The organism is Streptomyces sp. Ag109_G2-15 (assembly GCF_900215565.1).
Lineage (GTDB): Bacteria > Actinomycetota > Actinomycetes > Streptomycetales > Streptomycetaceae > Streptomyces > Streptomyces diastatochromogenes.
The window spans coordinates 5,067,734-5,094,028 of sequence record NZ_OCNI01000001.1 but is presented as its reverse complement, the minus strand read 5'-3'; the positions used below and the strand labels follow the sequence as shown (position 1 = coordinate 5,094,028).

Genomic DNA, 26,295 nt, shown 5'->3' with positions numbered 1-26,295 from the left:
GGGCTCCCTGGCTCACTTGCTCTTCTCGCGCTCCTGGCGCCGGGCCTCGTAGGGGCGCTCGCGACGGTAGCGGCGCTCCCACTTGGCCTGGCGGTCCCGGCGCTCGCGGTAGGCCTGGTAGGTGGTGGGCGCACCCGGCTGTCCTCCCCCGGCGGACGGGGTTTCGCCCCGCCCGTACCGCACGTAGAGGAAGAGGACGGCGACGGCGGCGAGCCACCAGGTGTGGTTTCCGAATCCGAGGATCACCAGGACGGCGGTCCCGGACAGGACGATGGTGCCCATGACGGTCCTCCGTTCGCGTGGATGTGTGGTCGGCGTGAATCCAGCGTAGGGATCCGGTCACTCGGAGTGCATCCCGATTTCCGTGAGTGAATGGGCGTCATGAGCGAGCCGATCTCCTTCACTCACGAGTACGACGGTGAACGCCTCAGCGGCCTGTACGGCGGCGGTCCCGGCCGGGCCACCGTCGTCCTCCTGCACGGCGCGGGCAACGGCAGCAAGGAGCGACTGCTGCCCCTGCTCACCGAGGCCGCCTCGCACGGCTGCCGCGCCCTGGCCTTCGACTTCTCCGGACACGGCGAAAGCACCGGCGCGCTCGCTGAGTTGAGCCTGCGCCGGCGGTTCGAGCAGGCGGTGGCCGTGCTCGACGCACACGCTCCGGCGAACGACCCGCTGGTCCTGGTGGGGTTCAGCATGAGCGGGCAGACGGTCGCGGATCTCGTACGGCACTACGGCCCACGGGTGGCCGCCGTGGGCCTGTGCGCGCCCGCCGTGTACGCGCCGGAGGCCCATGACGTGCCCTTCGGGGAGGATGGGGGTCCCTCCCGCTCGAGCGAAGCCGAGAGTGGGGGAGGAAGGTTCAGCGAGATCATCCGTACGCCCGGCAGCTGGCGGAACTCCCCCGCCCTCACGGCCCTGCGGGCGTACGAGGGCCGGGCGGTGCTCGCCGTACCTGGCACGGACACGGTCATCCCGCCGGAGGTGACGGAGGCCGTCCAGGACGCGCTGGCGGCGCGCGCCCAGTACACCCGCTTCGAACTCCCGGACGCCGAGCACCGGTTGGGGCTCTGGTTCCGCGACCACGCCGAGGACCGGCGGGCGTTCGTCGCGGCTCTGCTGGGCGGGCTGGAGGAGCAGGGCTGGGCGGCGACGCGGAGATGGGTGGCCAAGCAGCTTCCGCAGGGGCGTTCGGTCACCGACTCCCGCCCGCTCTCAGGGGGTTGGTCCTCGCAGATGCGCGGGCTCACCCTGGACGACGGGGAGGAGCTGGTGCTGCGCACCTTCGTGAAGCCCTTCTTCCGGCGGCACGCCCCGGGCCTGCTGTCCCGCGAGGCGGGCGTTCTCGGCCTGCTGGCGGGGCAGGAGGGCATCCCGGCCCCGGCGCTGGTCGCCGCGGACGCCGGCGGCGAACACTGCGACCACCCCTCGCTGTTGATGACCCGGCTGCCGGGTCTGGTGCGGGTGGACGAGGAGGACCGGGAGTCCCTGGACCGGCGTCTGGACCTGCTCGCCGCCCAGCTGGTCCGGATCCACACGGTCGACCCCGAGGAGCGTCCGCGCCCGTACCAGGCGTGGACCTCGCCGGAGCGGGTGCGCACCCCGGAGGGCGGGATGTGGGATCGGGCGGTGGACGTGATCCGCCGCGACCCGCCGCCGTACCGGGGCCGCTTCCTGCACCGGGACTACCACCCCGGGAACGTGCTCTTCACCGGGGCCGGGGACGGACTGCAGGTCAGCGGGGTCGTCGACTGGGTGGAGACCTCGTGGGGCCCCGCCGACCTCGACGTCGCCCACTGCTCGACCGCGCTGGCCCTGCTGCACGGCCCGGCGCACGGGCTCGCCTTCCGGGACCGGTACGAGGAGCAGGGCGGCCACGGGCTCGCGGACGGGCCGGACCACCTGTACTGGCGGCTGCTGGACGCACTGGCCTACTCCCCCGACGCGGAGAAGCTGGCCGGACCGTGGCGTGAGCTGGGGCGTACCGATCTGACACCGGCAGTGCTGGGCGGGCGGCTGGAGGCGTACGTGCGCGGGCTGCTGGAGCGGTACGGCTGAGCGGCGCCCCCCGCGGTCAGACCCCCGGTGTCGCCGTGACCACGCCCGCCGTGATGGCCGCGCCGAGAGCGGCGTGGTCGGCGGTGGTCCGGTCGGCGTAGACCACGGCGAAGTCGGCGACGGCGTGGTCGAAGGTGTCGGCGGTGCCGAGGTAGGCGGCGATGGCGATGCGGTCGCCGGAGCGGGCGTGGGCGCGGGCCAGGGTGGTGCCGCACAGCCGGGCGTAGGCGAGCAGACCGGCCGGGTCCAGGCCGGCGACCTCGGCGGAGCCCTTCATGTCGCGCAGCTGGCGCCAGTAGAAGGAGCGGCCCTGCGGCCCGTTCATCCAGCCGAGGAAGATGTCGGTGGCGGACTGCAGCAGCCGCTGTCCGGCGACCACCCGGTGCCCGGGATGGACGTACGGCCCGCTCGGCAGATGCTCCTCGAGCACCGAGGCCCGCGCCTCCTTGATCTGCAGGAACAGCGGGTCGTCGGCGTCCCGCCCGGCGAGCAGCACGATGAAGCAGCGGGTGCCGACGCTGCCGACGCCGACGACCTTGCGGGCGGCGTCGACGAAGCGGTAGCGGTCGAGGAGGTGGCGGCGCTCCTCGGCGAGGGTGGAGCGGTAGTCGCAGAAGATCTTGCGCAGGGAGGCCATGTCCGGCGCGCCGGCGGGTTCCAGGAGCGGCGGGTCGTGGACGATCCGGCGCCGCCCGCCCACCACCTCGGTCAGGCTGCCGAGCGCCTGGAGGCTGGTGCGGCGGCGCGCCCGGGTGAGGCTGGACTCCAGGCGGCGCCGGCGGCGGGCGGAGCGGACGAGGGGCAGCAGGCTCTCGGCGTCGACCTGCTCGTACCAGACGGCCAGCTCCCCGAGTCCGGCCAACCGGCGTATGCCGGTGCGGTACCCGGCGGCGGCCGCCCGGGCCGCGGCCCGTTCCCCGGCCTTGGTGTGCCCGTTCTCCCGGGCGGCCACGGCCACACTGGCCGCGAGCCGTTTGACGTCCCACTCGAAGGGCCCGGGGTGGGTCTCGTCGAAGTCGTTGAGGTCGAAGAGCAGGGCACGTTCCGGGGAGGCGTAGAGCCCGAAGTTGAGCAGGTGGGCGTCGCCGCACAGCTGAACGGTGAGCCCGGTGTGCGGCTGGCCGGCGAGGTCGGCGGCCATCACCGCGGCGGCGCCGCGCAGGAAGGTCAGCGGCGAGCCGGCCATCCGCCCGTACCGGATCGGCAGCAGCTCCGGCAGCCGGTCCCGGCCCTGCCGCTCCAGTACGGCGACGGGGTCGCGCCGGTCGGCGGACGGGAGCCAGAGGGCGTGCGCGGAGCGGGGGGCGTGCTTGCGGGCCTCTTTGCCGCGCCGGGCCCGGTCCTCGGGGGTACGGCGCGTCGGACGGTCCTCGGGGATGCTCATACGGCAGCCTCTCTCTCCGGGGCCTCGCCCTCCCGCCACCTCCTGTTCGCAGTGAAGGACGCGGGGGCGGGCGTGCGCATGCCGTGCGCGGCGATCGGGTGACGGGGGCGACTGTCAGTGGCGTCGGCGACCATGCTGGGGAGGGCAGCGGGAGCGACGGGGAGGTCGGCATGGGTGACGGACGGCGGCGGCACATCGACGTGGCGGAGCGGCGGGCCCGGCTCTCCCTGCGGCACCGCCTGGCGGGTGCGGCACGGGCGGCGACGCCCGAGGAGGTCACCGCCTCGCTGGTGGCCCTGCACGGCACGGACCCGGCGACGGTGTACCTGGCGGTGGCCGCGCGGCTCGCCGACCCGGCGAAGGCGGTGCCGGAGACGGAGCGGGCGCTGTACGAGGACCGCACGCTGGTCCGGATGCACGGCATGCGGCACACGGTGTTCGTGTTTCCCACCGAGCTGACGGCCGTCGTCCACGCGTCGACGGGTCTGACGGTGGCCGCCCGCGAACGGGCCTCCCTGCTCAAGGACATGGCCAAGGCAGGTGCTCCCGACGCGGCCTGGCTGGCCGAGGTCGAGACGTCCACGCTGGCCGCGCTGGCCCGGCGGGGCCAGGCGACGGCGGCGGAACTGACGGCGGACGAGCCGCGCCTGCGCGAGCAGTTCGTGTACGCGGCCGGGAAGAGCTACGAGGGCGTCCACACGGTCTCCTCCCGCCTGCTGCGCGTGCTCGGCGTCGAGGGCAAGGTGGTCCGCGGCCGCCCGCTCGGCTCCTGGACGTCCAGCCAGTTCCGCTGGGCGCAGGCACCCGAGCACCCCGAACTGGACGCGGCACGGGCCCAGGCAGACCTGCTGGACCGCTGGCTGCGGGCGTGCGGCCCGGCGACGGAGGCGGACCTGAAGTGGTGGACCGGATGGCGGGTCACCGAGGTGCGCCGCGCCCTGTCCGCGATCGGCGCACAGGAGGTCCTTCTGGACGAGGGCACGGGTTACGTCGCCGACGGCGACGTGGACCCGGTGGCGGCCCCCGGGGAGCCCTGGGCGGCCCTGCTCCCCGGCCTCGACCCGACGGCCATGGCCTGGCAGCGGCGCGACTGGTATCTCGGCCCGGACCTGCGCCCGCACCTCTTCGACCGCAGCGGCAACGTGGGCCCGACGGTGTGGTGGGACGGCAGGGTGGTGGGCGGCTGGGCCCAGCGGGCGGACGGGGAGATCGTCTGGCGCATCGCCGAGCCGGGGGTACGCCGGGAGGCCGAGGCGGCGGTCGCGGCGGAGGCGGAGCGGCTGCGGGCGTGGGTGGGGACGACGAAGGTGACTCCGCGGTTCCGGACGCCGTGGGAGCGGGAGTTGTCGGCGTGAGGTGCCGGGTGCCCCGCACGGACGCGGGGCACCCGGCACCACGGCTCAGCGCGAGTACCGCATGAACGCCCGCACCATGTGGCACGTCGTGTCCGACGGCGGGTGCACGCCGATCTTCTCCGCTGTGCTGCGGATCGTCTCGTTGCGCGCCTGGTTGGGCAGGTAGACGCCCAGGTCGAGCAGGGCTATGGCGAGGCGCATGGCCTTCAGGCGCCGGTTGTGCGTCACGTACCACTCGCGCGGCCGCCCGGCCGGCAGGGCACGCTTCTCCATCGGCACGTAGGGCGAGTCGAGCCGAACGGAACGCTTGGCGGTGGACTGGGTCGGCAACGGCTTGGTCGTCAGGGCGGCAGCGGGCACAGGCATCCTCCTGTCGCGGTCAGGGCAGCACCGGCAGGCTCCGGCGACACCCTCGAACACTGACTCCATTCTACTGCCGGGCACTGACAATGAGGGAGTCCGGAGGGTCCACCAAAGGTCCAGGTCAGCAAGGAAATTGCCACCATGTCACCGCAGGTTCGAGAGGTGCGCGTGAGGTGGCGTCAAATTCGAACAGAGCCCACTGGCGAGGGTGGTCCGCCCGGGCCGGTGCCCGCACATGCCTCGGCGGCGGCCGCCCGGCTTGCCGCGTAGTCAGGTACCGGCACGAGGAAGGCACAGACCTCCTCGCCCGTCAGCGCACTGGGTCTGCCGACCACGGCGGCCTGCCCGTCGGAGCGTGCGGCCAGCGCACGGAAGGTGGTGGCGACGCCTTTGGGCCGGCCGGTGGTGCCGCCCGTGTACGTCACGCGAGCCACATCGTCCTCGCGGGCCGCGATCGGCACCGCGACCGCCGGACGGCGCGCGGACTCCGTGAGCAACGCGGCCAGAGTCAGCCGCGGCACCCCGTGTCCGGCACCGGCATGTCGTGCACCACCAGTTCGGGACGGCAGTCCCGGAGCAGGTGCTCCACTCCGTACAGGGAGGGGTCCTGTACCACCAGGGTCAACCGCGCGCCGAGTACGTGGGCGGCGGTGCGCAGGAGCAGCGCCTGAGCCCGGTTCTCACCCAGCACACACGCCAGACCGGATCCGCGGCACACACCCGCATCGCCCAGCACCCCGGCGACCCGGTGGACCTCTTCGAGCAGTGCGCCATGGTCGAGCACGCGACCGCCGAGACCCGCACCCCCCAGCGCCGGGCGGCCGGCATGGCCCTCCAGCGCCTCGACGAGTCGGGTCACGTATGTCGCCGCCACGGTCCCATGGAAGGCCGCGCATGACCGCATTGCAATATAAAGCCGCCCATAGTGGCACTCATCCGCGACACCGACGGGAGACCGTTCTCGCATACCGTGGACCGCATGGAAATCTGGATCAATCCGGCCTGCTCCAAGTGCCGTAGCGCGCTCAGCCTGCTCGACGCCGAGGGGGCCGACTACACCGTCCGGCGTTATTTGGAGGACGTGCCGAGCGAGGACGAGATCAGGGCCGTACTCGACCGGCTCGGGCTCGAACCGTGGGACATCACCCGCACCCAGGAGGCCGCGGCCAAGGAGCTGGGGCTCAAGGAGTGGGCGCGCGACGAGACGGCACGGGACCGGTGGATCACGGCCCTCGCCGAGCATCCCAAGCTCATCCAGCGCCCGATCATCACGGCCGAGGACGGAACCGCCCTGGTCGCCCGCACCGAAGAGGCCGTACAGGAGGCGCTCTCCCGGAACAAGAGCTGAGCGCGGCTCAACTCCTTTGTGACGCAGGTTACTTCGGTGACTCCTGTAAACCGCTGAGTAACCTCGTTCGGGATCTCGTACATAGCGGCGTACGCTCCCCTACCTCTTCAGGAGGCGCGCATGTCGCGTAGGCGAACTCTCAGCACCAAGAAGAAGCTCGCGCTGCTCCTCAGCGCCGCGGCGGTGGCGGGCGGCGGGGCCTTCGCGCTGGCGTCCACCTCGAACGCCGCGCAGAGCCCGCAGAACGCCAAGACGCTGTCCGCCGGGGACTCGACCGTATGCCAGGGGCTGGCCACGGCCCACGGCAACAACGACAAGTTCATCGCGGACCAGAAGGCGAACCCGGACGCACAGTCGGCGGCCCGGATCGCCAACCGCGAGGCGGTCATCAAACAGATCGAGGTCCAGCAGAAGGCTGCCGGATGCACCGTTGGGGAGTCGGCTCAGGGCTCCCAGGCGGCGCAGGGCAACGCGGGTCAGCAGGGCAACGCGGGTCAGCAGGGCAACCAGCAGGCGGGCGGCGCCCAGCAGTCCGCGCAGCCCGCGCAGACCGGCGCCGCGGGAAACGCCGGCGGTGGCGCTGCCGCGGCCTCCGGTCAGCAGGTGTGCAAGGGCTCCACCGTGACGCTCTCCGGCGAGGGCGGTGCCCCGGCCGCGTCCAGTAACCAGTTCCCGGCGGGTACGACCCTGAAGGTCACCAACCTGGACAACAACAAGTCCACGACGGTGAAGGTCACCTCGGTCTCCGGCAGCTGTGTCCTGCTGAACAACGCGGCCTTCGAACAGGTCCGGGAGCCGGGCAAGTTCCTCATCCGCCGTGCGGTGATCGAGAAGGTGGGGTGAGGCTCGGCCACCGGACAGGACATCGATGAGGTGATCAGGCGCCCCGGCCGGCGACCGTTACGGGGGTGGCGGTCGCCGGCCGGGGTGTTCGGGGCGGGGGCTCCGGTCAGCGCCTTGTCGTACGCAACCGTTCCTCGGCTCGTCGGCCGGGGCCGGCCGGCTCACCGCGATCCGGCCGTCTCCGGCCGCCGCCCCGCGAACGGCCTTCGGGGCCCAGGGGGTGGCCCATACCCCGCCGCCCCCGCCCTCACAACGTGAGTCGGGACACAGAACCACCAGGTAACACGGGGTTCACACGCGAGCAATGGACGGGAAATCGCCTGTTGACAGGCTGCCCGGCAGATCGACGCGGCGCCCCAGTGCCGCAGCGCCGCAAGCACCCGCGAGTGCACCCGACCCACCCCCGAAGGATGTGGCCCCGTGACCTTCAAGGCTGAGTACATCTGGATCGACGGCACCGAGCCGACGGCCAAGCTGCGTTCCAAGACGAAGATCATCACGGGTTCCCCCGCCGGTCTCGACGCGCTGCCGATCTGGGGCTTCGACGGGTCCTCCACCAACCAGGCCGAGGGGCACTCCTCGGACCGTGTGCTCAAGCCGGTCTTCACCTGCCCGGACCCGATCCGCGGCGGCGACGACATCCTCGTCCTGTGCGAGGTCCTGGACATCGACTTCACCCCGCACTCCTCCAACACGCGTGCCGCGCTGGCCGAGGTCGCCGAGAAGTTCGCCGCGCAGGAGCCGATCTTCGGCATCGAGCAGGAGTACACCTTCTTCGACGGCGCCCGTCCGCTGGGCTTCCCCGAGGGCGGCTTCCCGGCCCCCCAGGGCGGCTACTACTGCGGCGTCGGCGCCGACGAGATCTTCGGCCGCGAGATCGTCGAGGCCCACCTCGACAACTGCCTGAAGGCGGGTCTCGCCATCTCCGGCATCAACGCCGAGGTCATGCCCGGCCAGTGGGAGTTCCAGGTCGGCCCGGTCTCGCCGCTGGAGGTCTCCGACCACCTGTGGGTGGCCCGCTGGCTGCTGTACCGCACCGCCGAGGACTTCGGCATCTCCGCGACCCTGGACCCGAAGCCGGTCAAGGGCGACTGGAACGGCGCCGGTGCGCACACCAACTTCTCCACCAAGGCGATGCGCGAGGGCTACGACGCGATCATCACCGCCTGCGAGTCGCTCGGTGAGGGCTCCAAGCCGCTCGACCACGTCAAGAACTACGGCGCCGGCATCGACGACCGCCTGACGGGTCTGCACGAGACCGCCCCGTGGAACGAGTACTCCTACGGCGTCTCCAACCGCGGTGCCTCGGTCCGCATCCCGTGGCAGGTCGAGAAGGACGGCAAGGGCTACATCGAGGACCGCCGCCCGAACGCCAACGTCGACCCGTACGTGGTGACCCGCCTCCTGGTGGACACCTGCTGCTCCGCCCTGGAGAAGGCCGGCCAGGTCTGATCCGCACGCTCTGCACGAAGGGGCGCCCACCGACCTGGTGGGCGCCCCTTCCGCGTGCCCCAAGTGGCCTGCCGAACAGCACTCGTCCGAATCGTGAGACGGCATTTCGGACGTGCCGGCGACCGGAAAGCCGCTGACCAGGGCCGTACGACCGTCCGAAGGGCACACGCAACGCCAACTTCACGTCAAGGAAGCGTCCAAGCAGTGAGAGGAGGGTCCTGCTCGGCGCGCTCGTCTGCTTCAATGGGCGCATGGCCAGCTTCCAGTACTACACCGCGACAGGTCGCCATGACCTCGAGCCGTTCTGGCCTTCCCGTCAGCACCACGACTTCGACCGGGTGTGTTGCCGCGCGATGAACGCGCGGGCCCTCTAAAGCCGTACACCCCGGCCTTCGGCCAGCGCGAAACGACGTACGTCCCCCGGCGCGCCCGACCACGAATCGCGGCCGTCGTCCTGCCCGACGAACTTCTCGCGCGAAAGAGCTGACCTCTCATGGCGACCACTCGTTCTCTTTCCACCGCCACCCTCACCACCCCCGCCCAGAGCGGCACCCGGCACCGGCTGCGGGCCGTCGACCGGGACGAGGTCGTGGACGTGGCGGACTTCCTGCCGCCGGGCGCCACCTGGCTGCCCGCGCCGCAGCACACCCTGCCCACCCTGCCCGGCCAGCCGCCGATGGTCGGCTACCTGGTGCTGGTCCCGGCCGACCAGCGGCCCCCGTTCCTGCCGGTCGCGGTGCCGGACCAGCCGGAGACGGCCGCGCAGGCGGACGGCGACCCGCTGGTGCGGATCGACTCCGTGCAGCGCACCGCCAGCGTCGACGGCCACGAACTCGACCTCACCTACCTGGAGTTCGAGCTGCTCGCACACCTGGTGGCGCACCCGCACCGGGTGCACACCCGCGACCAGCTCGTCACCACGGTGTGGGGCTACGGCCACGTCGGCGACGGCCGCACCGTCGACGTCCACATCGCCCGGCTGCGCCGCAAGCTGGGCGCCCAGCACCGCCAGACGATCCAGACGGTGCGCCGGGTCGGCTACAAGTACACCCCGCCGACCGGGCGTTGACCCGGGCTGTCTGCCGACGGCAGACAGCTCTTCCCTCCCCGGGCCCGTACCGGGCACGCTCCCTGGCATGAGACTTCTCGTGCTGGGCGGTACGGAGTTCGTGGGGCGGGCCGTCGTGGAGGCCGCGCTCGGGCGCGGCTGGGAGGTGACCGTCTTCCACCGGGGACGGCACCGGCCTCCCGAGGGGGTGCGGTCGCTGCACGGCGACCGCACCGCCCCCGACGGCCTGGCCGCCCTCGCCGGTGACGACGGCACCTGGGACGCCGTGGTCGACACCTGGTCGGCCGCGCCGCGCGCGGTCCGGGAGGCGGCACGGCTGCTGCGGGGCCGTGCCGGACGGTACGTGTACGTCTCCAGCCGGTCCGTGTACGCCTGGCCCTGGCCCCCTGGAGCCGGCGAGGACGCTCCGCTGGTCGAGGGCGCCGCCGCCGATGCCGGGGCGACGGAGTACGCGAAGGACAAGCGGGGTGGCGAACTGGCCGCCGTCGAGGCCTTCGGCACCGAGGACTCGCTGCTGGTGCGGGCCGGGCTGATCCTCGGCCCGTACGAGAACGTCGGCCGGCTGCCCTGGTGGCTGACCCGGATCGCCCGCGGCGGCCCGGTCCTGGCACCGGGGCCGCAGGACCTGCCGCTCCAGTACGTCGACGTGCGCGACCTCGCCGACTGGGTCGTCGGGGCGGTGGAGCGGGAGTCGAGCGGGCCGTACAACCTGGTGAGCCCGCCCGGCCACACCACCATGGGCGAGCTGCTCCGCGCCTGCGTGCACGTCACCGGCGCGGACGCCGCGCTGCGCTGGACCGACCCGCGGGTGATCCTGGACGCCGGGATCGAGCCGTGGACCCAGCTGCCGGTGTGGGTGCCCCCGGACGGCGAGCTGTCCTGCGTGCACCGCGCGGACGTGTCCCGGGCGCTGGCCACCGGGCTGGAGTGCCGGCCGGTGGGCGAGACCGTCGCCGACACCTGGCGGTGGCTGACGGAGATCGGCGGCACCGCACCGCAGCGCCCGGACCGTACGGCCAAGGGCCTGGACCCGGAGGTGGAGGCGAAGGTGCTGGCCGCGGGCGGGGGTGTACCTGGCACCACCCCCTGACATGGGACTTCGGCCCAGTGACCGGGGCCGACGGGTCGGCGAGACTTGCGGCATGAACACCGAAACGAACAGTGGCCGTGCCCGCGCGCGGACCCGAGAGGTGCTGCTGGCCGCCGTACAGGGACTCGCGCTGGCCGTGGCCGTGCTGCCCTTCTCGGTGCTGTTCCTCGTGCTGACCCTCGTCTCCGTCGCGCTCATCCCGATCGGCGTCGGCCTCGTCACGACCCCGCCGATCCTGACCGCGGTACGGGCCCTCGCGGACAAGCGCCGGGAACTCGCGGCCGAGTGGTGCGGGGTGCGGATCCCGTCGGCCTACCGGCCGGTCCCCGCCGGCGCGAACCCCTGGACGCGGACGTTCGCGATGCTGCACGACCCGCAGGTCCGGCGGGACCTGCTGTGGCTGCCCGTGGACATGACGGCCGGCTTCGTGACCGCGCTGCTGCCGGCCGTCCTGCTCTTCTACCCCTTCGAGGGGTTCGCGGTGGCGGCCGGGCTGTGGCGGGTGCTCGCGAAGGACGAGACGTACTGGTACGGCTTCGTGCCGGTCACCGACCAGCCGTCCGCGCTCGGCGCCGCCGCCACCGCCGCGGTCCTCCTGGTCGCCGCCTACCGCCTCACCCCGCGCCTGCTGACGGCCCACTTCACGCTGACCCGGGCCGTCCTCGGCGCCGAACAGGGCGAACTCGCCGAACGGGTACGGGTGCTGACCGAGACCCGGCGCGACGCCGTGGACACCTCGGCCGCCGAGCTGCGCCGCATCGAGCGGGACCTGCACGACGGGGCGCAGGCGCGGCTGGTAGCGATGGGCATGGACCTCGGCACGATCGAGATGCTGCTGGACAAGGACCCGGCGCAGGCGAAGAAGCTCCTCTCCCAGGCCCGCCGGAACTCCACCGAGGCCCTGGAGGAACTGCGCGACCTGGTCCGGGGCATCCACCCGCCGGTGCTGGCCGAGCGCGGACTCGGGGACGCCGTACGGGCGTTGGCGCTGCGGCTGCCCCTGCCGAGCGAGGTGAGCGTGGAGCTGTCCGGCCGCGCGGAGGCACCCGTCGAGTCGGCCGCCTACTTCGCGGTCAGCGAGGTGCTCACCAATGCCGTCAAGCACTCCGGGGCCGACCGGCTCTGGGTGGACCTGCACCACGCCGGCGACCTGCTGCGGATCACGGTCACCGACAACGGCAGGGGCGGCGCCGCGATCGGCGCGGGCTCGGGGCTCGCCGGTGTCGAGCGGCGGCTCGGTACATTCGACGGCGTCCTGGCCGTCAGCAGTCCTGCGGGCGGTCCCACCCTGGTGACCATGGAGATCCCGTGCGTGTTGTCCTAGCCGAAGACCTCTTCCTGCTGCGCGACGGACTGGTCCGGCTGCTGGAGGCGTACGGGTTCGAGATCGCGGCGGCCGTCGAGTCCGGGCCCGAACTCACCCGTGCGCTCGCCGAGTTGGAGCCCGACGTCGCCGTGGTCGACGTACGGCTGCCGCCCACGCACACCGACGAGGGCCTGCAGTGCGCGCTGCGGGCCCGGCGGGAGCGGCCCGGGCTGCCGGTGCTGGTCCTCTCCCAGCACGTGGAGCAGCTGTACGCGCGGGAGCTGCTGGCCGACGGCAGCGGCGGGGTGGGCTATCTGCTCAAGGACCGGGTCTTCGACGCCGACCAGTTCGTCGACGCCGTACGACGGGTGGCCGCGGGCGGTACGGCGATGGACCCGCAGGTGATCCAGCAGCTGCTGTCACGGCGGTCGGCGGAGGACCGGCCGCTGGGCCATCTCACCCCGCGGGAGCGGGAGGTGCTGGAGCTGATGGCGCAGGGCCGGTCGAACGCGGCGATCGCCGCGCAGCTGGTGGTGACGGAACGGGCCATCGCCAAGCACACCTCCAACATCTTCGGCAAACTGGGTCTTGAGGTGTCGGACGACGACAATCGCCGCGTTCTGGCAGTGCTCGCCTATCTCGACCACGACCACTGAGTCTCATGTCAACTTCCGCTGCTCAGGGGGCATTTGGGCCCCGCCTGCGGGGTAAACCTCTGACTAATTTGTGAGACGGCTGAACACCTCTGGGGCGGCGTCCGTATGGATGGACGCCGCTTCACTCCTGTCGGGCGCCTCGATGCTGCCCCGCAAGGAAGTCAGAGGAGTTCCATGGGACGCAACACACGAAAACGCCGTACGCCGCTGGCCACCAAGGCCATAGCCGCATCGGCGGCCCTAGCGCTCGGTGGGGGCGGGCTGATCTGGGCGAACTTCTACGCCTCGGCGCACGAGTCGAACAACCAGTCGTGGGGAGGCAATCAGACCAAGGCCGCGACGGCGCAGGTCGCGACGATCTCCTGCCCGGACGTCGGCCAGAAGCTGACGAACGTGCCGAACCAGGCCCGCCAGGGCGTGGCGACGGAGCTGGCGAACCTCGACAAGCAGATCACCGAGGCCTACTCCCGGCTCGCCTCCACCCGGCAGGCGCAGACGAACGATCCGAGCTTCGTGCAGAACGCGATCGTCGGCCCCCTCAAGGAGAAGCGGGCCGCGACGATCGACCGGATCAGGATCGACATCCAGCGGGTCGGCGGTTCCTTCGACAACTCGCTCAAGCAGCTCGCCGCGTGTACGACGCAGACCGCCAACCAGACCAACGCCGGTGGTCAGCAGCAGAACGGCGGGCAGCAACAGAACAACGGCGGCCAGCAGCAGAACGGCGGTGGTCAGCAGCAGAACGGCGGGCAGCAACAGGGCAACGCCGGTCAGCAGCAGAACATCGGCGGGCAGGCCGGCAACGGCCCGGTCGCGGCCGACTTCGTGGACATCACGAAGGTCGCGGCGAACGTCCTGGCGAAGCCGCAGAAGTCCGGCAACGCCTCGACGGGCACGTTCACCACGCGCTGCGGTGTGAACGCGAACAAGAACCACAACACCGACAACGTGATCGTGGCGCCCGGCGTGACCAACGGCGCGCACCACCTGCACGACTACGTCGGCAACCAGAAGGTCAACGCGTTCTCCAGCAACCAGACGTTCCTGCAGGGCGGCACCAGCTGCCAGAACAAGAACGACCTGTCGTCGTACTACTGGCCGGTGGTCCGGATCCAGGACGGCTCGCAGGACTTCGACCAGAACGCGGACGGCGGTGGCAAGGAAGGCAACGTCGGCAAGATCCTGACGCCGGTGTCGGCGCAGATCAAGTACGTCGGCAGCCCGGCCAGCAAGGTCGTCGCGATGCCGCAGTTCCTGCGCATCATCACCGGTGACGCCAAGACCACCACCAACGGTCTGGCGAACGCCAACGCGCACTGGAGCTGCACCGGCTTCGAGAACAAGGTGCAGCTGACGACGCAGTACCCGATCTGCCCGCAGGGCAGCAAGGTGGTGCGTACGTTCGCCTTCCAGAGCTGCTGGGACGGGCAGAACATCGACAGCGCCAACCACCGTACGCACGTGGCCTTCGCCGACCCGGCGAGCGGTGTCTGCGGGAACGGCTTCAAGGCGATCCCGCAGCTGACGATGCGCCTGACGTACAACATCACCCCGCCGACCATCGTGAACGGCCAGGTGAAGAACGCCTACGCGGTGGACGGCTTCCCGGAGCAGCTCCACAAGCCGGCCACCGACCACGACGACTTCATCAGCGTCACGACCGGCGGCCTCGCGAACAAGATCGCGAACTGCATCAACACCGGCCAGCGGTGCGCGTAGTGAACACCCCCTAGGAAAGCGGGCGGTGGGAATCTCCCACCGCCCGCTTTTCTTGTGCCCCGAACAGAGCCGAACAGATCAGCCGCTGTGGGCGCCGCTGTGGGCCTTGTGGTTGGTGCCGATCTCCACGTCGCCGCCGAGCGTGCCGCGCAGCGCCTTGACGACCCCGTCGTCGCCGACGGCGACCCACTTGCGGCCGACGAGGTAGTAACCGCCGTAGTCCTTCGCGTCGTTGATCCACTCGCGCTGGCCGCGGTCGGTGGCGAAGGTGGCGAGGATGAACCGCCCGTCGGTGTTCTTGCAGATGGCCTGCCGGAGCTCGTCGGCGTCGGTCTGCATGTTCGGCTTGCACTTCACCTCGGCGGCCAGGCTCTCCAGACTGCCCGTGGCGGTGGGCGGCACCGCCTTCGTGTCGCCGCTCGAACCACAGCCCGCCAGGGCCAGCGCCGCTGCGGCGCCGATCATCAGTCGCGTCAACCTCATCCGTTCCTCCGGTCCTGGTGGGCCAAGCATGCCCCAGCCCTCTCGGATACGGCTGCGGGGCGCGGTGCGCTCAAATCCGATGCCACGGCAGGCACAGGCGTGCGAAGGTGACCCGGTGAACCAGGACTGGGAAGACCGCCTGACCGCCGCCTGGGCGACCTTCGACGACTACGCCGAAGAGGACGCCGCCGACTTTCGCGCCGCGATCGACAAACTCGTCGCCGAGCTGCCCGAGGGCAGCCCGCTGGGCCCCTTCGAGCAGGCCTGCGCCTGGGACTCGACCGGGCACTCGGACCAGGCGGTGCCGCTGTACCGGGAGGCGCTGGCGCGCGGCCTCGACGGCCACAAGGGGCGCCGGGCCAAGATCCAGCTGTCGTCCTCCCTGCGGAACATCGGGCAGGCCGAAGAGGGCGTCAAGCTCCTCACCCCGGAACTGGACGCCCCTTCCGACGAGTTGGACGACGCCGTGCGGGGCTTCCTCGCCCTGTGCCTGTCGAGCCTTGGCCGCGACCGCGAGGGCCTCTCCCTCGTGCTCGGCGCCCTGGCCCCGCATCTGCCGCGCTACCAGCGGTCGATGGCCAACTACGCCCGCCTGCTCGTCGAACCGGAGGAGTGAGTCACCCGCTTGGCGGTGACCAACCAACGGTTCGCTCGTTTTGCTGGACGTGCAGTCACAGGATGTAGCCAAGCGTCACGCACCCTCCTCCGCCGGGGCCGCCGGACCGGTCGTCGACGTCGAACAGGCCGAGGCCGCGCTCGTCGAGCACTACCCCCGGCTGGTCCGGCTCGCCTACCTGGTACTGCCGCCGAGTCTCGGTCGCAGCCGGCGGGTGCTGACGGCCCACGCCCTCGTGCAGCGCGCCCTGCCCCGGGGCCGCAAGCAGACGTCCGTGATCCCGGCCCAGTCCACGGGCCGGGAGGGCGACCCCGGGTACGCCTACCTCCGCCTCCAGGTCCTGCGTACGGCACTGGAGGCGACCCGCGCCCGCAAGGGCCGGCCCAGGCTCTCGCCGCTGCCGCCGCTGCTCCCCCAGGTGTGGGGCCTGCGCCTGTTCCCGCGCTCCGGCGGCGCCGACGAGCTGGCCCTGGACCAGCGGCTGTCCGCCCTGTCCGGACCGGCTCGCGCCGTGTATGTGCTGCGCGGCCTGGAGAAGCTGCCCGACGCGGACATCCGCAGGATCCTCACCTCCGCCGGGATCGACCACCCCGAGTCCGCGCTGGCGGAGGCCAACGGGGTGCCGGCGCAGGACGCGCTGCTCACCTCACCGGAGTTCGACCCCTGCTCCCTGCAGGCCCGGCCCACCGACCTGATGCGCCGCCGTCAGCACACCAAGGCCGCGCTCGCCGCCGCTGCCGCGCTCGCGGTGTGCGGGGCGCTGGTGGCCCTGCCGGGCGGCGGCTGGGGCCCCGACGGCGCCGCCGCACCCGTCTACGCGGAGAACCCGGCGGCCGAGGCGGCCCTGGACCCGGGCAAACTGACCCGGGTCGCCCCGACGGCATGGGAGTCGGCGGCCCGCACCGACTTCTCCGTGTGGCCCGCCCGCGGCCCGCTCACCGGTGACAAGGCCCTGCTGCGCCGCGCCCTCGCCGTCTGGGCCCGCCCCGGAGAGACGGTCCGCGTCTCGGCCACCCCCGGCACCCAGACCGGCGCCCCGCCCGGCCCGCCCCAGCTGCTGTACGCGGGCGAGGTGGACAACGCGCGCGTGGCGATCTTCTACGACGGCCTGCGCATCGCCCGCTACGCCGAGCCCAAGGACGGCACCGCGGGCGCCGCCCTCGACTTCGCCCGCGTCGACGGCGCGACCGGCGCCGAGGCGAGCGCGCTGGTGCTCGGCCGCGCAGACGGCAACGTCCGCTATCTGACCGCCCCTTGGGTGCGGAAGGCGGCCGAGCGGGACCTGATGAAGCCCGAATCGGCCGCCGCGCCCCTCACCGTCACCGACGGCGTCACCGCACCGCTGGCCAGCCCCGCCCTGCAGCCCGGCACCTGCACCTCGTGGAACGTGCTCCAGCTGACCGACGCCTCCGGCAACCGACTCGCCACGGACCTGGGTGAGTTGATCCCGGCGCACCTCACCGCCGGGCGCCCGGGCGCCACCGGTGAGGCGTCCGGCGCGGAGGGGCTGCGCTCCTGGGCGCCGTTCGCCTGCTCGCTGCTCGCGGAGCGCTCCGCGGGGGTGCGCAGCGTCAACGCCTGGGCGTTCGCGGACCAGCCGCTGCCCGACGGAAGCGGGGCGGGCGCATGGGTGTGCACCAGGGCCGAGACCTGGCGCGGTGACGGTACGGCCGCACTGGCCCAGTTCCGTACGCCGGGCGGGCCGGTCGGGGCGATCGTGGCCAAGGGCACGGACGTACCGGCCTGCGGTCCGCGCGACCCGCACGTCCTGGCCGGGGTGCTGTGGAAGTCCCGCGCCGGGAACTGGTACCTGCTGGCCGCGGGCAGCCGGGACACCGCGTCGATCCGGGCGACGGGCGGGGTCACCGCGTCCGGCCCGGGGCCGCTGCTGGTGGCCCGGGCCGAGCAGGGGGCACAGGCCCAGCTGAAGGGCGCCCTGACGGACGGCAGCTCGATCAGCGGACTGCACTAGCTGACACTCGCGTCAACAAGGTGCCGCACGGGGGTTCTCAGACGAGCTACCCGTCAGTACATTGACGCCATGTCTAACACGCAGGCCCGGCCGGTGGAGTCCGAGCGCATACCGCTCAAGGCCCGCAACGTGTCCTTCTCCTGGGAGGACACACCGCTGCACTGGGTGCCCGGCGACCCGTTCACCACGCACACCATCAACGTGCTGCACCTGCTGCTGCCCGCCGGCGAGCGGTGGTTCGTGCATGTGTACAAGCAGGTGCTGCCGCTCATCCGGGACGACCGGCTCCGCGAGGACGTCGTCGGCTTCATCGGACAGGAGGCGATGCACTCCCAGGCCCATGACGAGGTCCTGCCGCACCTGAGGGAGCTGGGGCTCGACCCGACGCCGTACACCGCGCAGGTCGACTGGTTCTTCGAGAAACTGCTCGGCGACCGCACGCTGCCGCCGGGCAGGGCGCGCCGCTGGTGGCTGCTGGAGCGGGTCGCACTGATCGCGGCCATCGAGCACTACACCGCCTTCCTCGGCGACTGGGTGCTCAACGCGGCCGAGCTGGACCGGCGCGGCGCCGACCCGACCATGCTGGACCTGCTGCGCTGGCACGGCGCCGAGGAGGTCGAGCACCGCTCCGTCGCCTTCGACCTGTTCCTGCACGTCGATGGCAGCTACCGGCGCCGGGTGCGCACCTGGGCGACGGCCTTCAGCGCGCTGGTCTTCCTGTGGCAGCGCGGGGCCCGCTTCTTCATGGAGAACGACCCCACCCTCGTGGACGGCAAGGCCTCCTTCAAGGACTTCCACCAGAGCGGCCGGCGCGGCACCCTGCCCACCACCGGCGCCATGCTCAGGTCCATCCCTCGCTATCTCAGCCACTCCTACCACCCCTCCCAGGAGGGCTCGACCGCCCAGGCCGTCGCCTACCTGGCCTCCTCCCCCGCCGCGCTCGCGGCGGAGAAGACGGGGTCGTGATGCCGAAGCTGCGCACCGTCGCCCTCGTCGCGGGCGCCGCCCTGCTGACCCGGCGGGCCCTGCGCCGCCGCATCCAGGTCTCGCCGCTGTGGCCGCTGCCCGCCCTGGACCCGCCGATCTCGGGCCGCCCGCGCTCCCGGGCGCTGCGGCTGCTGGTCACCGCGCACGAGACGGCCGCCGACGGTGTCGTACAACTGCGCCTGGAGGGTGGCGGGTTGCCGCGCTGGGAGCCCGGTGCGCATCTCGATCTGGTGCTGCCGTCGGGGCTCGTACGGCAGTACTCGCTGTGCGGCGACCCGGAGGACACCTCGTCGTACACCGTCGCGATCCGGCTCGTCGAGGACGGACGGGGCGGCTCGCGTGAGGTGCACGAGCAGGTGACGGAGGGCATGGAGTTGGAGGTGCGGGGGCCGCGGAACCGATTCCCGCTGGTCGGGGCACCGTCGTACGTCTTCGTCGCCGGTGGGATCGGGATCACCCCGCTGCTGCCGATGCTGCGGGCGCTTCCCGAAGGCACGGACTGGCGGCTGCTGTACGCCGGTCGGACGCGGGCGTCGCTGCCGTTCCTGGAGGAGGTCGAGAAGCTGGGCCGGATGGGGGTCCCCCCGGGCGAGCGAAGCCGAGCCTGGGGGAGGGTGACCGTGGTGGAGGGGCGGCCGGATCTCGACGCACTGCAGGTGCCGGAGGGAGCCGTCGTCTACTGCTGCGGGCCGGAAGGGCTCATGACAGCCGTCGAGGAGCGCTTCCCGCATGTCCGCGTCGAACGGTTCGCACCGCGCGTCTCCGCCGACGGCAACCACGAGTTCGACATCGAATTGCGCCGCAGCGGGCGGACGTTGACGGTCCCCGCCGACTCCACCGTGCTGGCCGCCGTACGCCGCGAACTGCCCGACACCGCCTACTCCTGTGAACAGGGCTTCTGCGGGACCTGCCAACAGCGGGTGCTGGAAGGGGAGATCGACCACCGGGACGAGCTGCTGACGGATGCGGAACGGCACGAGTCGATGCTGATCTGCGTATCACGGGCCCGGAGTGATCGCTTGGTGCTCGACATGTGAACATGGACGACCGAATCCGGTCGGTAAGGTGTTCGCATGAGTACCGGGGTTCGCCGCAGGATGGGCGTCGAGGAGCGGCGGCAGCAGCTGATCGGTGTCGCGCTCGACCTGTTCAGCCGCCGTTCGCCCGACGAGGTCTCCATCGACGAGATAGCGTCGGCGGCGGGCATCTCGCGCCCGCTGGTCTACCACTACTTCCCCGGCAAACTCAGTCTGTACGAGGCCGCGTTGAAGCGTGCCTCGGAGGATCTGGCGGGCCGCTTCGCCGAGCCGCACGAGGGTCCGCTCGGGGCCAGGCTGCTGCGGGTGATGCGCCGCTACTTCGACTTCGTGGACGAGCACGGGCCCGGCTTCTCGGCGCTGATGCGCGGCGGCCCGGCTGTCGGCTCCTCGACGACCAACGCGCTCATCGACTCCGTACGCCAGGCCGCCTACGAGCAGATCCTCACGCATCTGGGCGTCACCGAGGCGCCCGCGCGCATGGAACTGGTCGTCCGCTCCTGGATCTCGCTGGCCGAGTCGACCGCGTTGATCTGGCTGGACGGCCGCCGTATCCCGCGCTCCGAGCTGGAGCTGCAGCTCGTGCACGACTTCGCCGCGCTGGCGGCGGTGAGCGCCGCCTACGACGCGGACATGGCCGCCCTGCTGCGCACGATGGTCAAGGACGAGCCGGCCGACGGGCCCTTCGCGGAGCTGGTCGGCCGGCTGCTGTCCCTGGCGCCCTGAGGGCCGAGGGCCGCTACCGGTCGAACTTCCGGTACGACGGATCGAGGTCGCGGATCTCGGCGGAGGCGTGCAGGGCGAAGCGCTTGTCCGCCACATGCTTGCGGAGCAGCTCCAGCACGGTCTCCGTGAGCCTCGTCTTCGTCTCGTCGCTGCGGCCGGCGAGGAGCCCGATGGTCACGTGCACGATGGCGTGCCCGTGCTCCGCCGGGTCCTCGTACCCGTACGCCGTGAGCGCGCTCGGCCGGAACTGCGTCTTGCAGGCCTCCGGCCTGGCCGCCGCGATCTCCACGGTCGCCTCGTGCAGCTCCCGCGCGAAACCCGCGCGGTCGAAGGCGGCCTCCATCGTGTTCGAGTAGTCGACGGTGATCTGCGGCATGAGCACTCCTGTTCTACGGCAACGGGCCCGACCCTACTTCGCCGCCCGGGTGAAGACCGCCACCGTCCGCGCGGGAACGGTGAACGTGCCCGAGTCGGCGGCGTAGGAGGAGGTCTTCACCACCGCGTCCGCGCCGGCCGCCTGCACCTGGTGCAGCCGGTAGGCCGTCCCGGCGAGGGCGCCGATCCGCTGCTCCTGCTGCTGCGGAGTGGCGTTGAAGACCACGACCAGGTCACCGAGGCGCATGGTGATCACGCCCGGCGTCTCGTCCTTGCCGGACAGCGGGAAGGACAGCCGGTCCTGCACCTGGGCGGCCGTACCGAGGGAGAACGCCTTCTCCGTCGTACGGATCCGCAGCAGGTCCTGGTAGGCGGCCGAGGTGCCGGTGATCTGCGGGCAGCCCACCTTGACCGTGCCGAGCAGCGGCTTGGCGTAGTCCCACTTGGACTGGTTGTCGGCCGCCATGGGCAGCCCCCGGCCGAAGCCGTTGCCGTCGGCGCAGTTCCAGTGGATGGCGTTGAACCAGTCGCCGCTGTCGAAGGAGTTGCGGTCCAGCGACTTCGAGCGCAGCAGATCGGTGCCCGCCTGGGAGAGGGCCGGCCCCTGCGAGAGGGCGGCCGTGGCCATCGCCAGGACCTGCATCCGGGCCCGGTCGGACGCGGACGTGTCCTTCGGGAGCTTGTAGGTCAGGGCGTCGAACAGCGACTCGTTGTCGTGCGCGTCCACGTAGGCGAGGGCGTCGCCGGGTGCGGCCGCGTATCCGGCGGGCGAGCCGTTGTAGTCGACCTCGGAGCCCTTGACCTCCTTGCCGTCGGTGTCGGTGAAGTGGTACTTGGCGAGGTTGCCGGTCAGGCCGATCTTGATCAGGTCCTGGTAGTGCAGGAGCCGGGCCTTCTGTTCGGCCGAAGTGCCGTTCGCCGCCGATCCGTTGGGGTCGGTGTAGAGCCCGGACGCGAAGCCCTGGATGCCGGGGTCCGCGTCGAAGGGGCTGCCGCCGCGCACGGCGTCACGGGCGCGGTCGGAGAAGGTGGCGATCCCGGTGCCGGCCATGTTCTGCTGCGTGGCCTGCACGAACCGGGCGTCGTTCGCGACCTCCCCGAAGTTCCAGCCCTCGCCGTACAGGATGATCTTCTTGCCGTCGACGCCGTCCTTCTCCAGGGTCAGCGCGTCGAGGGCCTTCCGGACCGCGAGGATGTTGGCCTTCGGGTGGTGGCCCATCAGGTCGAAGCGGAACCCGTCGACCTTGTACGCCTTGGCCCAGGTGACGATCGAGTCCACCACCAGCTTGCCCATCATCGCGTTCTCGGGCGCGGTGTTGGCGCAGCAGGTGCTGTTGGCCACCGAGCCGTCGGCGAGGAGCCGCTGGTAGTAGCCGGGCACGACCTTGTCCAGGACGGAGGTGTCCGCCTGGCCGCTGGCGGCGGTGTGGTTGTAGACGACGTCCATGACGACCCGGAGGCCGTCCCCGTTCAGCGACTGCACCATCTTGCGGAACTGGACCGTGCGGGCGGTGCCGTCCGGGTCGGTGGCGTACGAGCCCTCGGGGACCGTGTAGTGGTACGGGTCGTAGCCCCAGTTGTAGGCGTCCTTCGCGGCGGTCTTCGCCACGCATTCCTGCTGCTTCTCGGAGTCGGCCGCGTAGGAGGCCAGGTCGCAGTCGGTTCTCGCCTGGTCGGCCTTCTTCTCCGGGATGGTGGCGATGTCGAAGGCGGGCAGCAGGTGGACGTACGAGGTGCCCGACTTCGCGAGCTGGCGCAGGTGCTTCGAGCCGTCGCTGTTCTTGTCCGTGAAGGCCAGGTAGGTGCCCTGGTCCTTGGCCGGGACGGTCGTGTCGGCGACCGAGAAGTCCCGGATGTGCAGCTCCTGGATCTGGGCGTCCTTCAGCGGTACGGCCTTGGGCTTGTGCAGACCCGACCAGCCGCTCGGGGCGAGGGACCTGTCGTTCAGGTCCACGACCAGGCTGCGCTCGGAGTTCGCGGTCAGCGCGACCGAGTACGGGTCGGTGACCTTGTTGGTGACCACCTTGCGGACGCTGGGCGCCCAGACCTTCACGACGTACCGGTAGGGCTTGCCCTTCCAGGAGGCGGGGCCGGTGACGGACCAGACGCCGGTGGTGGCGTTGCGGTGCATCTTCACGGCCGTGCCGGCGAGGTCGAGGTGGACGGACTGGGCCGTGGGCGCCCACACGGAGAGGGTCGGCTTGCCGTCGTGGAAGACCGGGCCGAGGCTGCTCTTCGTCGCGCCGGAGTACAGGTCGTCCAGCACACCGGCGATCTGCACCCCGGTCGCGGCCAGTACGGCGCCGTTCGCCGCACGCTGCGAGGCCACCAGCTGCCCGCCGAGCGCCGAGCGCACCCGGTCCCGGTCACGCGGGTCGACGGACCAGGCGGTGTAGTCCTTCAGGTGCGGGAACTTCGCCTTCTGGGCGTCGGTGAGCGTCGTCTTCTCCAGCCGCAGCCAGCGCTCGTCGTCGCTGGTCAGCGTCCCGTCCTTGACGGCGATGGAGCCGTCGTGGGAGTACAGCAGCTGGGTGGAGGCGGCGCCGTCGGAGCCGTTCCAGGCGACCGTGTTCCGGTCGATCCAGATCGCCTTGGACGTGGTCAGGTCGAGGGCGGCCGCGCTGCCCGCGGGCTGCGGCAGCAGGTACTTCTCCTGGCCGTTCAACAGCCACACCTCGTAGCCGTTGGACTTGAGGTCGAGTGACTGGTCGGCGGGGAGATCCTTGTCGTCGCCCTTGTGGATGATGTAGCTGAGGCTGGTGGCACCCTCGGTGAGCGGTACCTCGAAGACCGCGCCATAGGCATCAGTCTTCACCGGCTTCAGCGGGTTCGACCAGTCGGTGGGGTTCGCGGCACCCGTCCAGACGTGCAGGCCCCAGCCGTCGTAGTTCCCGTCGGCGCGGTGGTAGTGGATGACCGCCTTGGTCTTGTCCTGGGCGGGATAGTCGGGCTTCTGGGTCAGGACGTCGGCCTTGCCCTGCTCGATCCAGACCTCACCCGTCCTGGTGACGTCGATGGACCGGTCGGCGGAGACGTCCTTGTTGCCGTCCTTGTCGATGACCAGGAAGCCGACGTTCGAGGCGCCCGGCTTCAGCTTGACGTAGGCGAAGGCGCCGTACGCGTCGCGGCCGACGAAGGGGTGGCTGTCCGGCCAGTTGGTCGCCTCGCCGTCGGCCAGGTCGCCCCAGGCGTACAGACCCCAGTCGGCGTAGTCGCCGTCGGTGCGCTTGTAGTGGACGATCGCGTAGTCCCGGGAGGAGGCCGTGGGGACCTCGGGTGCGGGCGGGGTGCCGGTGGTGCTGCTCGCCAGGGCGCTCGCGGTGTGCCCGGCCGAGTCGATCACGACCGCCTTGTAGCGCAGCGCGGTCCCGGCGGGTACGTCCTTGCCGAGGGCCTGGGTGACCTTGTAGGGGGCGTGGTCGGCGGAGCCGAGGGTCTTCCACCCGCCGTTGCCCACCTGGGCGGCGAAGACGACCCGGTTGAGCTGGCCTCCGTCGACATCGGCGGTGACGTCCACGGTCCCGGTGGCTCCGGCGGCCGGGGCCTTGAGCGCGATCGTCGGCTCGGCGGCGGGCTTGGCGAGGGTACCGGCGGCCTTGAGGACGACGGCGGAACCTGCCGGGACGGTGACGGTGAGCTTGCGATCCGCGTCGGACTTCACCGCGTCGGAAGTCCCGTAGACGCCCTGGTACGACATGTCGGCCGAGCCGGTCGCGAAGGTCGCGGACTTCTCGCTGTCGGCGTTGTTGAAGGCGACCACGTACTCGGCGCCGGTCTTGGCGTCCGTACGGGTGAAGGCGTAGACGCCGGCGCCGTCGGCCGCGTACCGCTCGGTCTGGACGCCGTCCGTCAGGGCCGGGTTGGTCTTCCGGAGCTTCGAGAGGGCGGCGATCTCCTTGTAGAGCGGCGCCTTGGTGTCGTACGCGTCGCTCGCGTGGGTGCGGTCGGTGCCGATCTCGTCGTCGTCCAGGTAGTCGGCGACCTTGGAGGCGAACATCGTCTGGCGGGCGTCCTTGTCGCCGCCGGAACCGGTGAAGCCCTGCTCGTCGCCGTAGTAGACGACCGGGTTGCCGCGGCTGAGGAACATCAGCTCGTTGGCGAGCTTGTCCTTCTTCAGGATCTCGGCGTCGCCGGCCTTCGGGTTGTCCTGCTTCAGGAAGTACCCGATGCGGCCCATGTCGTGGTTGCCGAGGAAGGTGACCTGCTCGTACGCGTTGGCCTTGTCGGTCGTGTACTTGTAGTCGTCACCGAAGACGCTCGCCAGCCGCTGCGCGCTGCCGCCCTGGGAGGCGTAGGAGCGGGCCGCGTCCTGGAAGGGGAAGTCGAGGGTGGCGTCCAGGCGGCCCTGGGTGACGTACGGGGACGTGATGGACGTGTCCGCCGAGTAGACCTCGCCGAACATGAAGAAGTTCTTCCGCCCGTGCGCGGCCGCGTACTTGTCGAGCGCGGTGGCCCACTGGGTCCAGAACTCCATGTTGACGTGCTTGACGGTGTCGATCCGGAAGCCGTCGACGCCGAAGTCCCGCACCCAGCGCTCGTAGATCTTCTCCATGCCGCTGACGACCTCGGGACGCTCGGTCCACAGGTCGTCCAGGCCGGAGAAGTCGCCGTAGGTCGTGGACTCGCCGGCGTAGGTCGAGTCGCCCCGGTTGTGGTACATCGTCGGGTCGTTGAGCCAGGCCGGGACCTTGCTCCTGCTCGTGACCTTCGGGGTGCGCGGGAAGGAGTCGGCGTCGACGGCCGGGAACTTCCGGGTGCCGTCCGCGTAGTCGGAGTCGTCGAAGGGCCGCCCGCCCTTGGTCAGGTACGGGAAGGCGCCCTTGGACAGGTAGTCGTACGACTTCTCCTCGTAGTCCACGACGTCGGCGGTGTGGTTGGTGATGACGTCGAAGAAGACCTTCATGCCCTTGGCGTGCGCCTTGGAGATGAGGGTCTGGAGGTCCTTGTTCGTCCCGAAGTGCGGGTCGACCTGGGTGAAGTCGGTGATCCAGTAACCGTGGTAGCCGGCGGAGGCGTTGCTGCCGGTGCCCTGCACGGGACGGTTCTTGAAGATCGGCGCCATCCAGATGGAGGTGGTGCCGAGCCCCTTGATGTAGTCGAGCCGCTTGGTCAGGCCCTTGAGGTCGCCGCCCTGGTAGAAGCCCTTGTCGGTGGGGTCGTAACCGGTGCTGAGGCGGGAGCCGGTCAGCCCGCCCCTGTCGTTGGACTTGTCCCCGTTGGCGAAACGGTCCGGCATGACGAAGTAGAACTGCTCGCGGGTGTCGTCGTGCCGGGCGGGCTGGGCCGCGAGCCTGGCGTCCGACGGCGGCGGGGGCGGGGCGTCCGCGTGCGCCGCGAGCGGCTGCACGAGGGCCAGGGCGAGCGCGGCGACGGTGACGGCCGCGGCCCGTCTGGCATGGGCGGTGCGGCGCGTCGGGGGCGCCGGCCATCTCGGTATCACAGGCGGGAACTCCTTGCGA

Annotated in this window: 23 protein-coding genes; 15 read left to right on the top strand and 8 right to left on the bottom strand. The window is 71.4% G+C overall.

Annotated elements, in window-relative coordinates; genetic code table 11:
* Positions 1-12: 12 nt before the first annotated feature.
* A complete protein-coding gene (locus tag CRP49_RS22845) occupies positions 13-282 on the bottom strand; it encodes a hypothetical protein (RefSeq protein WP_094218193.1) in 270 nt (89 codons plus the stop codon).
* Positions 283-372: 90 nt separating this feature from the next.
* On the opposite strand from CRP49_RS22845, the gene CRP49_RS22840 reads away from it, so the two are divergent.
* On the top strand, positions 373-2,055 hold the full coding sequence (locus tag CRP49_RS22840) for an alpha/beta fold hydrolase (protein WP_097255074.1): 1,683 nt from the start codon (positions 373-375) through the stop codon (positions 2,053-2,055).
* 16 nt (positions 2,056-2,071) lie between these two features.
* Here the strand turns inward: CRP49_RS22840 and CRP49_RS22835 are convergent, their stop codons facing one another.
* Entirely contained in the window at positions 2,072-3,439 is a 1,368-nt protein-coding gene (locus CRP49_RS22835; RefSeq protein ID WP_097255073.1) for a DUF2252 domain-containing protein, read from the bottom strand.
* 170 nt (positions 3,440-3,609) lie between these two features.
* Here CRP49_RS22835 and CRP49_RS22830 point away from each other — a divergent pair, with 170 nt between their 5' ends.
* Positions 3,610-4,794, top strand: a complete 1,185-nt coding sequence (locus tag CRP49_RS22830) for a winged helix DNA-binding domain-containing protein (RefSeq protein WP_097255072.1) — start codon at positions 3,610-3,612, stop codon at positions 4,792-4,794.
* Between the two features lie 45 nt (positions 4,795-4,839).
* Here the strand turns inward: CRP49_RS22830 and CRP49_RS22825 are convergent, their stop codons facing one another.
* The 3 genes from CRP49_RS22825 to CRP49_RS22815 all read right to left on the bottom strand — a co-directional run bounded on the left by CRP49_RS22825 (position 4,840) and on the right by CRP49_RS22815 (position 6,031).
* A complete protein-coding gene (locus CRP49_RS22825) occupies positions 4,840-5,154 on the bottom strand; it encodes a hypothetical protein (protein WP_097255071.1) in 315 nt (104 codons plus the stop codon).
* A 182-nt stretch (positions 5,155-5,336) separates the two neighbouring features.
* Complete coding sequence (locus CRP49_RS22820) at positions 5,337-5,678, bottom strand: AMP-binding protein (protein ID WP_097255070.1); 342 nt, start codon at positions 5,676-5,678, stop codon at positions 5,337-5,339.
* Positions 5,666-6,031 carry an AMP-binding protein gene (locus CRP49_RS22815; RefSeq protein ID WP_143670023.1) on the bottom strand — a complete coding sequence of 122 codons (366 nt, stop codon included), beginning with the start codon at positions 6,029-6,031 and terminating at the stop codon, positions 5,666-5,668. Before CRP49_RS22815 ends, CRP49_RS22820 begins: the two co-directional genes overlap by 13 nt.
* A gap of 105 nt (positions 6,032-6,136) precedes the next feature.
* Between CRP49_RS22815 and CRP49_RS22810 the strand changes: the two genes are divergently transcribed.
* The 8 genes from CRP49_RS22810 to CRP49_RS22770 all read left to right on the top strand — a co-directional run bounded on the left by CRP49_RS22810 (position 6,137) and on the right by CRP49_RS22770 (position 14,640).
* Positions 6,137-6,505, top strand: coding sequence for an arsenate reductase family protein (locus tag CRP49_RS22810; protein ID WP_179851726.1), 369 nt, complete (start codon positions 6,137-6,139; stop codon positions 6,503-6,505).
* 120 nt (positions 6,506-6,625) lie between these two features.
* Complete coding sequence (locus tag CRP49_RS22805) at positions 6,626-7,348, top strand: hypothetical protein (RefSeq protein WP_094218189.1); 723 nt, start codon at positions 6,626-6,628, stop codon at positions 7,346-7,348.
* Between the two features lie 420 nt (positions 7,349-7,768).
* Positions 7,769-8,800, top strand: a complete 1,032-nt coding sequence (glnII, locus tag CRP49_RS22800; RefSeq protein WP_094218188.1) for a glutamine synthetase — start codon at positions 7,769-7,771, stop codon at positions 8,798-8,800.
* A gap of 493 nt (positions 8,801-9,293) precedes the next feature.
* Positions 9,294-9,869 carry a winged helix-turn-helix domain-containing protein gene (locus tag CRP49_RS22790; RefSeq protein ID WP_097255068.1) on the top strand — a complete coding sequence of 192 codons (576 nt, stop codon included), beginning with the start codon at positions 9,294-9,296 and terminating at the stop codon, positions 9,867-9,869.
* Between the two features lie 67 nt (positions 9,870-9,936).
* Positions 9,937-10,959, top strand: coding sequence for an SDR family oxidoreductase (locus CRP49_RS22785; RefSeq protein WP_097255067.1), 1,023 nt, complete (start codon positions 9,937-9,939; stop codon positions 10,957-10,959).
* A 52-nt stretch (positions 10,960-11,011) separates the two neighbouring features.
* Complete coding sequence (locus CRP49_RS22780) at positions 11,012-12,283, top strand: sensor histidine kinase (protein ID WP_097255066.1); 1,272 nt, start codon at positions 11,012-11,014, stop codon at positions 12,281-12,283.
* A complete protein-coding gene (locus CRP49_RS22775) occupies positions 12,268-12,921 on the top strand; it encodes a response regulator transcription factor (protein WP_097255065.1) in 654 nt (217 codons plus the stop codon). Before CRP49_RS22780 ends, CRP49_RS22775 begins: the two co-directional genes overlap by 16 nt.
* Positions 12,922-13,095: 174 nt before the next feature.
* The gene (locus CRP49_RS22770) at positions 13,096-14,640 is read left to right on the top strand and encodes a DUF1996 domain-containing protein (protein ID WP_097255064.1); all 1,545 of its coding nucleotides are present in this window, start codon (positions 13,096-13,098) and stop codon (positions 14,638-14,640) included.
* A gap of 78 nt (positions 14,641-14,718) precedes the next feature.
* On the opposite strand, the gene CRP49_RS22765 is transcribed toward CRP49_RS22770, so the two are convergent.
* Complete coding sequence (locus CRP49_RS22765) at positions 14,719-15,123, bottom strand: hypothetical protein (RefSeq protein WP_179851725.1); 405 nt, start codon at positions 15,121-15,123, stop codon at positions 14,719-14,721.
* Between the two features lie 79 nt (positions 15,124-15,202).
* Here CRP49_RS22765 and CRP49_RS22760 point away from each other — a divergent pair, with 79 nt between their 5' ends.
* The 5 genes from CRP49_RS22760 (at position 15,203) to CRP49_RS22740 (ending at position 20,461) form a co-directional block, all read left to right on the top strand.
* On the top strand, positions 15,203-15,739 hold the full coding sequence (locus CRP49_RS22760; RefSeq protein ID WP_097255063.1) for a tetratricopeptide repeat protein: 537 nt from the start codon (positions 15,203-15,205) through the stop codon (positions 15,737-15,739).
* A 49-nt stretch (positions 15,740-15,788) separates the two neighbouring features.
* Positions 15,789-17,711: a hypothetical protein gene (locus CRP49_RS22755; protein ID WP_097257493.1), complete on the top strand. Its 1,923-nt coding sequence runs from the start codon at positions 15,789-15,791 to the stop codon at positions 17,709-17,711.
* 69 nt (positions 17,712-17,780) lie between these two features.
* On the top strand, positions 17,781-18,677 hold the full coding sequence (locus CRP49_RS22750) for a metal-dependent hydrolase (protein ID WP_097255062.1): 897 nt from the start codon (positions 17,781-17,783) through the stop codon (positions 18,675-18,677).
* Positions 18,677-19,735: a PDR/VanB family oxidoreductase gene (locus CRP49_RS22745; RefSeq protein ID WP_097255061.1), complete on the top strand. Its 1,059-nt coding sequence runs from the start codon at positions 18,677-18,679 to the stop codon at positions 19,733-19,735. Before CRP49_RS22750 ends, CRP49_RS22745 begins: the two co-directional genes overlap by 1 nt.
* Positions 19,736-19,771: 36 nt before the next feature.
* Positions 19,772-20,461 carry a TetR/AcrR family transcriptional regulator gene (locus tag CRP49_RS22740; RefSeq protein WP_097255060.1) on the top strand — a complete coding sequence of 230 codons (690 nt, stop codon included), beginning with the start codon at positions 19,772-19,774 and terminating at the stop codon, positions 20,459-20,461.
* 13 nt (positions 20,462-20,474) lie between these two features.
* Here the strand turns inward: CRP49_RS22740 and CRP49_RS22735 are convergent, their stop codons facing one another.
* Both CRP49_RS22735 and pulA read right to left on the bottom strand, forming a co-directional pair.
* A complete protein-coding gene (locus CRP49_RS22735; RefSeq protein WP_097255059.1) occupies positions 20,475-20,837 on the bottom strand; it encodes a 5-carboxymethyl-2-hydroxymuconate Delta-isomerase in 363 nt (120 codons plus the stop codon).
* A 33-nt stretch (positions 20,838-20,870) separates the two neighbouring features.
* Positions 20,871-26,276, bottom strand: coding sequence for a pullulanase-type alpha-1,6-glucosidase (pulA, locus tag CRP49_RS22730; protein WP_097255058.1), 5,406 nt, complete (start codon positions 26,274-26,276; stop codon positions 20,871-20,873).
* Between the last annotated feature and the right edge of the window lie 19 nt (positions 26,277-26,295).